Annotated in this window: 7 protein-coding genes; all 7 read right to left on the minus strand. The window is 44.8% G+C overall.

The annotated features are described in order from the left end of the window. Positions 1-15 precede the first annotated feature (15 nt). Entirely contained in the window at positions 16-1,950 is a 1,935-nt protein-coding gene (locus tag Q0890_RS07285) for a phosphomannomutase (RefSeq protein ID WP_299219068.1), read from the minus strand. Positions 1,951-2,063: 113 nt separating this feature from the next. Continuing rightward, complete coding sequence (gene dut / locus Q0890_RS07290; protein WP_299219070.1) at positions 2,064-2,528, minus strand: dUTP diphosphatase; 465 nt, start codon at positions 2,526-2,528, stop codon at positions 2,064-2,066. 155 nt (positions 2,529-2,683) lie between these two features. Then, positions 2,684-4,087, minus strand: coding sequence for a magnesium transporter (locus Q0890_RS07295; RefSeq protein WP_299219072.1), 1,404 nt, complete (start codon positions 4,085-4,087; stop codon positions 2,684-2,686). A gap of 238 nt (positions 4,088-4,325) precedes the next feature. Continuing rightward, entirely contained in the window at positions 4,326-6,359 is a 2,034-nt protein-coding gene (locus Q0890_RS07300) for a UvrD-helicase domain-containing protein (RefSeq protein WP_299219074.1), read from the minus strand. A 310-nt stretch (positions 6,360-6,669) separates the two neighbouring features. Further along, positions 6,670-7,677, minus strand: coding sequence for a porphobilinogen synthase (gene hemB, locus Q0890_RS07305; protein WP_299219076.1), 1,008 nt, complete (start codon positions 7,675-7,677; stop codon positions 6,670-6,672). 238 nt (positions 7,678-7,915) lie between these two features. Continuing rightward, a complete protein-coding gene (locus Q0890_RS07310; RefSeq protein WP_299219078.1) occupies positions 7,916-9,709 on the minus strand; it encodes an efflux transporter outer membrane subunit in 1,794 nt (597 codons plus the stop codon). After that, the gene (locus Q0890_RS07315) at positions 9,706-12,930 is read right to left on the minus strand and encodes an efflux RND transporter permease subunit (RefSeq protein WP_299219080.1); all 3,225 of its coding nucleotides are present in this window, start codon (positions 12,928-12,930) and stop codon (positions 9,706-9,708) included. Before Q0890_RS07315 ends, Q0890_RS07310 begins: the two co-directional genes overlap by 4 nt. Between the last annotated feature and the right edge of the window lie 4 nt (positions 12,931-12,934).

Raw genomic sequence — 12,934 nt, forward strand, 5'->3', positions numbered from 1 at the left:
TCGTGACTATTGTGTCTATTCGGCAGAGATAGCCGCAATTTGCTCGGCCAACTGCGTATCAAAAGCTTGACATAAGGCGATAAAACGCGTTTGCACCTCTGTCATAGCAGCCAAATCATCTCCTGCAAAACGTACCGTAAGACTATGACTGGTGTTTGATTGACGCAATACGCCAAAACCATGCGCAAAATCTAGACGTACGCCGTCGATACAAGACAAAAGCGTACCCTTTGGCAACAGCTGCTCAGCCTGTGCTGGCGTTATGTGTTGCACGCTATCAAAACAATGACAAGGTGGCAACGCGACGTCATGAGCATCCTCAACCAAATGCTGTAAATAATGACAAAGGACTGCCAAATGATGCACAATTGAACAGGTAGTAGTAGCACTCTTAGGCAAAGGCAGGTAGTTGTCAGCGGTACTGACAAGCGTAGGTAGATACCAGGTAATATCAGTTAGTCGATACGGCAGAGTCTCTCTTCTACGCGCCCCCCATGCATCGTAAGCTGGCGGTAGCGTATGAATATTGGAATGAGTGTCGTTACCTAATAGTGCGGTAATATCAGACTTGATAACGGTTGATGCCAGCCAATGCAGCAGACGTAGTCCAGCATACATAGCATCATCATAAACAATGAAATAATCGTCGTTAAAGATAAAATGTCCTGATAACTCGCCAGCAAAAATAGCACGATTGTCATGTGATTGAAGCTGTTGGCGCAGTAAACTGCTACCCGTTTTACTCATGACTGGTATTGCATCAAGTTTTTTGAGTAATCGTGGTAAATGGTGAGAGCACTTTACATCAAATAAAACTTGCGGTGCAGTGGGCTTTTTATTGGATATGGGACGCTCTACAATGGCGACTCGCGCTAGCAAATACAATAAATGATCCGGCGTTACAACCTTGCCACTGTTATCAACGATCATTAGTCTATCACCATCACCATCAAAAGCCAGACCCATATCTGCTTCATTAATAATAACAGTTTGCTGAAGCTCGGCTAGACGATTAGGTTCAGTAGGATCTGGATTGCCTGTCGGAAAGTTACCATCAGGAATATCATTTAGCACAATGACTTGCTGACAAAAGCGTTCAAATAAAGGCAGTGCAATTTTACTGGTTGCTCCATTTAGACAGTCAATAACAATTTTTAAATCAAGTTTACTGGTAGCATCAGAGCGGTCAGGGGAGTGGTTTTGCGTCTCGATACGAGTAAATACCTGCGCGATAGCGTCAATGTAAGTAGACACAACGGTATCGGTAGGTAGGCTAACAGGATCGGTTGTCTGTATCTGCGTGCAGTAATTATTTGAAAAAGTAAGTTGAGACTTACTGTCTCGCTGCTGGCATGGGATGAATGGCGCTTTGGGTTTATTGGCAGGATAATCAGCAAGGCTTTTATAAATAGCTTGAATGTCGGCGTCACTAGGAGAGCTGTTATTAACCAACCATTTTACGCCTAAAGTGTTCTTCTCAGAGTGGCTGGCAGTAACTATAATGCCATGCCCCGTATATTGCTGCGCCCAAAATGCCATCATCGGCGTTGTAATAAGCCCCAGCTGGATAACCGTTAACCCATGTTGACTTAAACGATTGGCAAGCATATGCGCTATGGTATCGCTATCACAGCGTACATCATAGCCAATGACCACCACATTAGCTGATGGCACAGAGCGATAAGTTCGAGAATGAGGGTGAACTAAAAACTCTTCTTTATTGTGTTTGTTTTTTAGATTAGGGCTTTTTAAATTGTGCTTTTGTATGTCATGTCTTTTTGAATAACGGTTTTTTAGAAAACGACTTTTTATTGAGTGGCTGGCTTGTGTTTTATATAGCTGTGCAAAAACTTCACCCAACGCCGCGATAAATTCAGTAGTAAAATACTGGCGTGCTCCGCGAATATCATAAGCACGAAATAGAGGGAGCTGGGCGGCAAAAGTCGGCATGACTATAAACTCCTCATATCCCTATTGATAGTAAATGGCGTACTTACTTACTAAGTTCACCGCGGCTATATATATGTTACTCTGATCTAGGTTTTAACACAGTTGTTTTAAATTTAATGACGGCCTGAATGCCCAAAGCCACCTGCACCGCGAACACTTTCATCGCTAAAATCTGTTACCACTTCAAATTCTGGGCGGGCAACGGGTACCACAATGTACTGTGCCATACGCTCAGCAGGATTGAGTACAAAGTCGTCACTACTACGATTCCAAACACTGACCATCAGCTCCCCTTGATAGTCGGCATCGATAAGACCCACTAAGTTGCCAAGTACAATGCCATGCTTATGACCGAGTCCTGAGCGCGGTAGTATCATTCCGGCATAGTTAGGGTCTTGAATATAGACTGCCAAGCCTGTACCTACTAGATGCGTTGCTCCTGCCTTAATTGTCATAGCCTCATCAATACAGGCACGCAAATCGATACCTGCTGATCCATCTGTGGCACGGGTCGGCATAGGAAAATCAGGATGCGTACCAATTTTGGAATTAAGAACTTTGACTTGTACCGCTTGCATAACACACTCACTTATAAAATTAGATAACGTAACGATTTTATATCGAACTGGCTATAACCATTAGTAAATAGATAGCGATTATAAAGAACAACTACTCTTTGTCACGTTGTAGTTTTGGACCCAAATCTTTGCTCATACCTTGCAAAAGGTAACCACTATAATAGCAATACACTTGCCAGTCCTAAAAAGGACATAAAGCCGACGATATCGGTCACTGTGGTCAAAATAACTGAGGCAGATAGCGCCGGGTCAATGTTCATGCGCTTAAGCATCAATGGAATACTAATGCCAGATACATTGGCAGCCGTCATATTGATGGCGATAGCAAAACCAATCACTGCACTAATCTTACCATCATGAAACCACATTTGTGCAATAATCGCCATGATAAATGCCCAAATAAGTCCATTAATTGCACCAACCCATAACTCTTTATTAAAAAGCCACCAACGGTTAGAACCACCAATTTGGCCCATGGCCATACCTCGAATCACAACAGTCAGCGTCTGTGAGCCGGCGATACCGCCCATACTAGCCACGACTGGCATGAGTATCGCTAATGCCACTACTTTTGCCAGCACGGCCTCAAATTGACCAATGACGATAGCGGCCAATAGCGCAGTACATAAGTTGATGCCTAGCCAGACACTGCGGCTTTTGGCACTGGTCAAGATAGGCGCAAATAACTCCTCATCTTGACTAACACCTGCCAAGTTTTTCATTGTGCTATCGACATCGTCTTGGATAATCTCCATGATATCTTCGCCGTTTAATTGTCCAACCAGCTCCCCATGACTATTAATAATAGGCGCAAAACGAATGTCTTCTGAACGAAAAATAGCGGCAGCATCTTGGATGTCTAACCGGTCATTGATAGTAATGGCGTTGTCAGTAAAGCTTGAGACCAGTGAGCTCTGATTGTGTTTGATTAGATCAACCAGACTTAGTAGACCCAATAGTTGCTGGCCTTGATCAACGACCAACAGCTCTTGGCTTTGGTCATCTAGTAGCTCATCGTTTTCTCGTAGCCATTCTTGTACATGTGCCAAGCTCACATCATCTTGAACCTGAATGATATCAGGGTCCATATAACTGCCAACTTCCCAGTCTGCATAGGTATCAAGTTTATTGACTTGGAGACGGATATCTTCGTCTAACGTTGCCATTACCGAAGTACGCACAGTATCGGTAACTGTCTCTAAGATTTCTGAGATGTCTTGGGCGTCAAGATCTTGCGTAAATAAAGAGATCTCTTTTGAGGAGATATTCTCCATCAACGGTTGACGTGTATCAACTTCTAGCTCGGCAAGCACTTCGCCCCTCAGGTGTTCAGGAACCTGTGCCCAGATAATCTGCCGATCTTGATTAGGAAAGGATTCTAATAAATTGGCAATTTCGTATTCAGACTGCTGTGTTAAAAAATCAGTAATTGCTGCATACGCATTGTCAGCCACCAGTCCTTGCAAATAGAGTAGCTTATGTTCAGCGTTATACTCTATCAAATTATATTCTGACTGCGGTTTGAATGGCTGTTCTGAGCTTGGCGTGGGGGCAGGCATAGGCATTCCAAAAAACAAAAATAAACGATGAAAAATAAACAACCATCAAGCAAAAATTAATATAATCGATTCTAAATAAAACAGCGACATTATATGTCAACGCGGAACTGGTATAAATTTTTCTGGCGTGGTGTGGCTGTGCTGCTCGATGCTGCGTAAAATTCATCCCAGTCCCACTGTATCGGTTTTATACCGATATACTTATAATAAAACAGTTAACCTACGATAAAAACGGGCCTTAGCGATTGCCGAGTAACGCACGAATATTAGCCAAATACTCATCAGCGACTGCTTCAGGATCTTTGGTGGCTTTTTTCTTTTTCGCTTTGGCAGGCCAGTCAATATGGTCTTCAGGCAGCTCATCCAAAAACCTTGATTCTGAAGTCACACGCATCTGCCCACCAGCGCGGCGCTGGGTTGCAAGTGTCAGTGTCAGCTCACGGCGCGCACGGGTGATTCCCACGTACATCAACCGTCGCTCTTCTTCGATCGTTTCACTCAAGATAGAGTTGCGGTGCGGCAGCATCTCTTCTTCTAGTCCCATAATATAAACAAAATCAAACTCCAAGCCTTTCGCGGCATGCAAGGTCATCAAGTTTACTTTGTTCGTATTCTCTTCTTCTTGCTGCTGCTCGAGCATATCGAGTAGTACTAATTTGCGAATGATGGTATCAATCGTTCGATCTTCATCTTCTTCAGCGCGGTTGATCAAAGATTGAATACTGGTATACAGCATATCAATATTGTCGATACGATTTTTTTCTTGTTGCGGGGTTTTGGCATCGCTACGGACAAAGTCAATATAGCCGGTCTCATCAATCATTTGGCGCACGATTGGTACAGGGTCAGGATGTTGATCCAGTTCACGAGTATAGTGTTCGATAAATTCACCGAACTCCTTTATCGTGCCATAAGCTTTAGACGGTAGCACATGGCTAAGACCTGCATGGGTACAAGAAGCGAGTAGGGAGATGCTATGCTCTTGCGCAAATAAACCGAGCTTCTCAAGCGTGGCAGGGCCCATGCCGCGCTTGGGCGTATTAATAATACGCAAGAAGGCACTGTCGTCTTCAGGGTTTAAGATGAGACGCAAGTAACCCATGATGTCTTTGATTTCACTACGCGCAAAGAAAGATTGGCCACCAGATAGTTTATACGGCACTTGCAGCTGACGCAGCTGCGCCTCAAGCATACGCGCTTGAAAGTTACTGCGATACAGGACAGCGTATTGCTCCCACTCATTACCAAAGCGCAGTTTATGCGTGACAATCTCTTTTGCCACGCGCTCGGACTCATCGTCATCGTTGCGACAATTGAGAATGCGAATTTTTTCACCATGACCTTTATCTGACCATAGCTTTTTTTCAAATAAATGCTCGTTGTTGGTAATGACAGCGTTGGCAGAGGTCAAAATACGTGTGGTTGAGCGATAGTTTTGCTCAAGCATAACGATTTTGAGCTTGGGAAAGTCCTCTTTGAGCAGCGCCATGTTTTCAGGTTTGGCACCGCGCCATGCGTAGATAGATTGGTCATCATCACCCACGACGGTAAAGCGCCCTTGTGGTCCAACCAGATATTTAATCATCTCATACTGGGCAGTATTGGTATCTTGATACTCATCGACGAGCAAATAGCGAATACGGTTTTGCCATTTATCACGCAGCTCTCTGTTTTCACGTAGTATCTTGGTCGGTAGTACGATTAAGTCATCAAAATCAACGGCGTTATAAGCACGCAAATTACGCTCGTATAGCGCATATAAGGTAGCAAATATCATGTCCTCTGGATCGTCTAAGGTCTCCATCGCTTTATCGGGCTCAATCAGATCGTTCTTCCAATCAGAAATCATTTTGATCGCCTTTCCGACCAGTTCACGACTCTCAGCACCGCTCAAATTGTCGCGCATCATCAGCTCCATTAAGAGGCGTTTACTGTCATCGCTATCCATAATGGAGAAGTTACCTTTTAGAGGCGTATGAATCAGCTCGTAACGCAAAAACTGCAAGCCAAATTGGTGAAAGGTTGAGACCGTCAATCCGCGCGTCTTTTCACTAGGCAACAGTTTACCGACCCGCGCTTTCATCTCACGAGCGGCTTTATTGGTAAAGGTCACTGCCGTGATACGCTCAGCTGGCATGTTGCACTCTTCGATAAGGTAAGCAATTTTGCGCGTGATTACCGAGGTCTTGCCTGAGCCTGCGCCTGCCAATACCAGTAGCGGCCCTGATACATAGAGCATGGCTTCTTGTTGTCTAGGATTGAGTTGACTCATAACGTAACCTGTAGGGCAAAAGCAAAAAAGAGGGTAGGCGCTGATAGATCATCGCAAAAGTGATGAAACATCGAGCACAATAACTGCAATAAAATGTAGAGGATAGCGTCAACACGCCATCAAAATTAGGTGGGTTATTATAAAGTAAAAATGCCACTTTTGGGCAGAAGATAATTAAGAAGCTAAAGCCTTATATCTTTAGATTATAGTCATATCGTGCTTATAATAAAAAACGACAATCATGGTAATAAAATCGCGCCAACAGACATAAAGCTGTAGACGCGAAAAAACTTTAAAAATGATAAGCAGATTACGCATTATTTAGCTGACGAGCCGCTTCCAATGCAAAATAAGTCAAAATACCATCGGCACCCGCTCGGCGAAAGCCAATCAGCGATTCTAATATTACCGCGTCACTGAGCCAGCCGTTTTGAATGGCTGCCATATGCATCGCGTATTCGCCAGAGACTTGATAGGCAAAGGTCGGTACGCCAAAGGTATTTTTGACTTCACGAATCAGATCAAGATAAGGCTGGCCCGGCTTAATCATCACCATATCAGCGCCTTCATTGATATCCATGGCCACTTCATGCAGCGCTTCTGCGCGATTGCCAAAATCCATCTGGTATTGCTTTTTGTGGCCGCCTTTTAAGTTGCCTGCACTACCGACGGCATCACGGAACGGCCCGTAATAAGCAGAAGCATATTTGGCAGAGTAGGCCATGATAGCCGTATTCACAAAGCCCTCTGACTCAAAGGCATCACGCATGGCTTTGATACGGCCATCCATCATATCGCTTGGCGAGATGATATCAGCGCCAGCGCGTGCGTGGACGAGTGCTTGCTTGACCAACACTTCGATGGTTGCATCATTGATGACATAACCGCTGTCATCGAGCAAACCGTCTTGACCATGTGAGGTATAAGGGTCAAGTGCCACATCCGTCATGACTACCATTTCGGGTACGGCATCTTTAAGGGCTTTGACCGCGCGCGCAGTAAGACCATTTTCATCATATGCAGCCTGACCATCAGGCGTTTTTAATGAGTTATCAATGACAGGGAAGATATCGATAGTCGTGACGCCCTCGCTTAGTAATTCTTTTGCATAGTTGATAAGTAGGTCGACTGATAAGCGCTCAACCCCCGGCATACTCGCAATCGTTTCACGCTGGTTTTTACCTTCTAGTACAAATACTGGCGCGATAAAGTGCTTAGGATGTAGCTCTACTTCTCGAATCATTGCCCGTACATTATCATTGTAACGTAGACGGCGTAGACGAGTTTCAGGGTATTGGCGGTTAAAGGTATAAGACATAATCGTTCCTTATTATTTTTTCAGTAATTATGGTTGCAACAGCCTTTTTTCATTTGATATGGCTTTATCTATATCAGTTACACATAAGCGTGTCACCATTTATAAAGTTGGTCTGTATAAAAAGCTATTTAATATAATGACACTACTATAACCAAAAGTAGTCTGCGAAAGCAAAAAGCCCCACCAAGGCGGCAGGGCTAATTGTAGAGTATCTACTTGTTTGATACGTTGTGATTGTTTAAGGTTCAATAATTTGTGTTACTGGTGCCTGATCGGTAGGGGTTTCTTGCGTCACGATACCAACAGCGGCCTCTTTTTTACCATCGTTATCGACATCGACAATAGCGGTAGGCTTAAAAGTAGAGGTCGCTGGCGTCTTAGCTTGTTTAATTTCTATCGCTTCTTGTGGAGATGCCACGCGTGCTGACCCTGCAGCGTTGACAGCGTAAGCCGCTTTGGCTTTTGCACTATTGGCCGGTAAGTTAGCGACTTGAGCCAAGTTGGTATATTGCGGTACAGGAATGGCCGTCGGTATATCTAGGTTAGCACCGCCGCCAAGCGCTTGGTATAGCTCAATTTGGCTAACGATTTTTTGTAGCTCTAAATCCAAGATACCTTGTTGGGTTGAGAACAGTGAACGCTGTGCATCAAGCACATCTAGATAGTTTGAAATACCTGCTTTAAAGCGGGCATCCGCTATCTGATAGGTTTGTTCAAAATTATCTTGCAAACGATACTGCGCCGCCAATTGCTCACCTAAAGTGGCACGTGTGGCAAGCACATCAGACACTTCACGAAAAGCTGTTTGAATAGATCTCTCGTAGCTTGCCAGTGTCTGCTCTCGCTCGATTTTAGCCACGTCGTAGTTGGCATCTAAGCGCCCTGCGTCAAATATAGGCACGCTAATATTGGGCCCAAAAGACCAACCAAAAGCACTATTATCGAACAAGTCGCTCAAACCATCACTACGCACCCCGACGCTACTAGCGAGACTGATCGTTGGAAAGTAAGCGGCCCGTGCTACCGCTATATTAGCACCAGCAGCTTTTAGGTTGTATTCTGCTTGTAGCACATCTGGACGATAGCGTAGCAATTCGCTTGGTAGACCTGCACTAAATATTTCGTGAGTGGTAATGTTGCTGATCGCAGGCGATGGAATAAGCTCGCTTGGAATAGGAGTACCAACTAAGAACTGTAGTGCATTACGTGAAGTCAAAATGCTGCTTTGTGCTCGTAATACTGCAAGCTTGGCATTTTCAAGTGCGGCAGAAGATTGTAGTGAAGGCAGTTTGGGGTCAATACCTGCTTCAAAACGTTTATCAGCAATAAACAAGGATCGCTCACGGCTCTCTACCGTCGCTTCTGCCAATTTTAATTGAGCCAGACTATAACTTAGGTTGGCATAGCTTTGAGCAATATTACTTACTAAGCTGATTTGGGTAGCATCTTTGGCTGCCGCAGTTGCTAAGAAGTTCTGTAAGGCTTGATCTTTTAAACTATCAATTCTTCCCCAAAAGTCCAACTCATAACTGGCCAAACCCAAATCGACATTGTAACTGTCACTGGTTTGATTGCCAAACTCACTACCTTGACGAGAGCGTGAATAACCCGCCTGACCATTAATCGTTGGTAGATCGTTGATGTCAGTAATACGGTACTGCGCACGCGCTTTTTCGATGGCCAAACGAGCACTTTCAAAGTCTTTATTGTTGTTAAGACCTAATGCAATGAGTCCTTTTAAACGCTCATCACTATAAAAGTTTTGCCAGCGCTGACTGGCAAGGCTTGGCTGCTCAGTACTACTAACCGTTTCACGATCAAACGCGCCATAGCTTTGCCCAACAGGAATGTTAGGCTCAGCGAGTACAGGGCGCGTATCAGCTTTTGGAATGGTATTACAAGCTGCCATACTAACCGCTAAAGCGGTTAGGCTTAAGAGACGAGCGCTATTTTTGCATGTTTGCGACAGCAGCGGTTGTGCAAAGCTCACTAACGCCGCTGATCTTAAGGTAAAGGTTTTTTGAACACTCATTGTGTATTATCTCCAAGACTTGCAGGCTGATATTCCTCAGAAGAAGTAGGTTTTTGTAGATCAGGTGTATCATCGCCGCCGTCATTTGGCCCATTATTCTTATATTTATACGGGAACAAACTACGCACCCAAATATAGAACATAGGAATAAAGAAGATACCTAAGAATGTCGCAGTAATAACTCCGCCAACCACACTAGTACCAATGGCGTTTTGGCTACCAGAACCAGGACCTGTAGCGATGAATAATGGCACAACCCCTAACCCAAAGGCAAGCGAGGTCATGATAATCGGACGCAGACGTTGTCTTGCTGCCGTCATGACAGCCTCTCTTAGACTATAACCTTCTTCTTGGTGTTCTTTGGCAAACTCAATAATCAAGATGGCGTTTTTGGCGGATAGACCAACCACGGTTAATAAGCCGACTTGTAAGTAAATATCGTTGTTAAAGCCGCGTAGCCACGTAAATATCACCGCCCCAAGCACCCCAAGAGGAATGACAAGTAGTACAGAGAAGGGGATAGACCAGCTTTCATACAAAGCAGCCAAACATAAGAATACCACTAAGATTGAAAGGGCATATAGCATCGGCGCTTGAGCACCTGACTTTTGCTCCTCAAGTGACATACCTGTCCACTCGTAACCGACACCGTCAGGCAGTTTTTCCATCATAGCTTCCATTGAGCTCATCGCTTCACCGGTACTAAGACCAGGCGCAGCGCTACCTTGAATGTTCATAGATGGCAAACTGTTGTAGCGCGTCAGACGCGGTGAGCCGGACTGCCATTCGCTACTAGAGAACGCATCGAAAGAAATCATATCACCTATGTCGTTGCGCACATACCATTTACCGATATCGTCAGGGTTGGTACGGCTGCTAGGCTCACCTTGAACAAAGACGCGTTTGATACGACCACGGTCGACGAAGTCATTGATGTAGCTTGAGCCCCAAGCGGTTGAGATAACGCTGTTGATATTACCCATTGATAAACCATAGGCAGCTGCTTGTTCTTGATTGATATTTACTTTTAGCTGCGGTGCATCTTCTTGACCGTTAGGACGCACACCTGCGACTTGATCGTTCTGTGCAGCCATACCGAGCAGCATGTTTCGCGCTTCAAGTAAGCCCTCGTGTCCAAGATTACCAGTATCTTGAATCATCAAATCAAAACCACTGGCATTACCAAGTTCGGTAATCGCTGGCGGTACGATCGCAAATACCTGTGCTTCATTTAACTGGGTAAAGAAGTACCCCATCGCGCGATCTGCGACTGCTTGTGCGGTATTTTCTTCTCCAGAACGGTTCTCCCAGTCTGATAAACGCACAAAGGCCAGTCCCATATTCTGTCCTTGACCAGCAAAACTAAAGCCTGCGATGGTAAAGACAGAGGCAATATTATCGCCCTCTTGAGAATCATAATAGTTACTGACTTTATCGAGTACATCTTGCGTTTCATCCAGCGTCGAACCAGCTGGTAGCTGAACCAAGGTAAACATAATACCTTGGTCTTCTTCTGGTAAGAAAGAGCCTGGAATGCGTAAGAATACAACAGCCATGATACCGATGATAGCGGCATAACCTATTAGGTAAAGCCATTTGAAACGGAAGCTCTTACCAACTGAGGTTTCATATTTGCGGCTAAGCTTAAAGAAACCACGGTTAAACCAACCAAAAAAGCCTTTTTTCTCTTCAGTATTGCCTTTTTCATGACTTTTACCACGCTTTAGTAGCGTCACACATAGCGCTGGAGTGAAGATAAGCGCAACTAGGGCAGAAAATACCATAGCAGTAATCAAGGTAATCGAGAACTGTCGATAAATTACCCCTGTTGAACCGCCAAAGAAGGCCATAGGAACAAACACTGCTGACAAGATAATGGCAATACCAATAACAATCTTACTGATTTCGCCCATAGATTGAACGGTGGCATCTTTAATAGAAATATCAGGATCTTCTTCCAAAATACGTTCAACGTTCTCCACGACGACGATCGCATCATCGACCAAAAGACCAATGGACAGTACCATTGCAAACATCGTCAGAACGTTGATACTAAAGCCTGCGACATACAATACTGCAAAGGTACCCAGTAGAACGACAGGAACGGCAAGGGTAGGAATAATAGTAGCACGCCAGTTCTGTAAGAAAATAAACATGACGATAAATACTAGTACAATCGCTTCGATAAGCGTATGAACGACCTGCTCGATAGATAAACGGACAAACGGTGTGGTGTCATAAGGTACAACTGAGGTGAGACCTGCTGGAAAATTGGCCTCTAACTCTGCCATACGAGCGCTGACAGCTTCGCGAGTCTCTAACGCATTAGCACCACCCGCTAATGAGATACCTAAACCAGCTGCTTCTTGACCGTTATATAGTGAGACAACACTATAGTCTTCACTACCAATTTCAACATCTGCAACATCACCCAAACGCACTTGTGCGCCTGAAGTATCGGTTTTTAACAAAATATCTTTAAATTCTTCGGGGGTTTGCAGATAGCTCTGTACAGTCACAGTTGCATTGATGACCTGTTGATCAGTATCAGCAGGTGCTTGACCTAATTGACCTGCAGAGACTTGCGCGTTTTGCGCTCGCACTGCATTGACCACATCAGATGGCACCATGTTGTAGCTACGCAGTCGTGCAGGGTCCAGCCAGATACGCATGGCATAAGCAGAACCAAACACCTGTACTTCACCAACCCCTTCGACACGGCTTAGTTGGTCGACGACGTTTGAGTTGATATAGTCGGCGATATCCGAACGATCCATACCCCCATCTTCAGAGATAAAGCCCTGCACCATTAAGAAGCTGCTAGAAGATTTGTTAACGTTGACGCCTTGACGCTGTACCGATTCAGGTAATGAGCTCATGGCCGCTTGTAGTTTGTTTTGTACCTGTACCTGAGCGGTATCAGGGTCTGTACCGTTTTCAAACGTCAGCGTGACAGAGGCACCACCATTTGAGGAGCTCGATGACGACATATACATCAGGCCGTCAAGCCCTTTCATGCGTTGCTCAATGATCTGTACGACTGAATCTTCAACGGTTTGCGCATTCGCACCAGGATAGCTTGCACTCACCGATATAGTTGGCGGTGCAATACGTGGATACTGTTCAATCGGTAGGTTGATGACCGATATCACCCCGATGAGCATGACCAAAATAGCCAGCACCCATGCAAAAATAGGGCGATTAATAAAAAAACGTGACATAGTA

The organism is uncultured Psychrobacter sp., from assembly GCF_947488565.1.
In the GTDB taxonomy this organism is placed as follows: domain Bacteria; phylum Pseudomonadota; class Gammaproteobacteria; order Pseudomonadales; family Moraxellaceae; genus Psychrobacter; species Psychrobacter saeujeotis.

What these genes read in the sequence shown, in the direction of transcription:
- Q0890_RS07285 (WP_299219068.1), bottom strand. Translation starts at nt 1,950, where the DNA reads ATGCCGACTTTTGCCGCCCAGCTCCCTCTATTTCGTGCTTATGATATT.
- dut (WP_299219070.1), bottom strand. Translation starts at nt 2,528, where the DNA reads ATGCAAGCGGTACAAGTCAAAGTTCTTAATTCCAAAATTGGTACGCAT.
- Q0890_RS07295 (WP_299219072.1), bottom strand. Translation starts at nt 4,087, where the DNA reads ATGCCTGCCCCCACGCCAAGCTCAGAACAGCCATTCAAACCGCAGTCA.
- Q0890_RS07300 (WP_299219074.1), bottom strand. Translation starts at nt 6,359, where the DNA reads ATGAGTCAACTCAATCCTAGACAACAAGAAGCCATGCTCTATGTATCA.
- hemB (WP_299219076.1), bottom strand. Translation starts at nt 7,677, where the DNA reads ATGTCTTATACCTTTAACCGCCAATACCCTGAAACTCGTCTACGCCGT.
- Q0890_RS07310 (WP_299219078.1), bottom strand. Translation starts at nt 9,709, where the DNA reads ATGAGTGTTCAAAAAACCTTTACCTTAAGATCAGCGGCGTTAGTGAGC.
- Q0890_RS07315 (WP_299219080.1), bottom strand. Translation starts at nt 12,930, where the DNA reads ATGTCACGTTTTTTTATTAATCGCCCTATTTTTGCATGGGTGCTGGCT.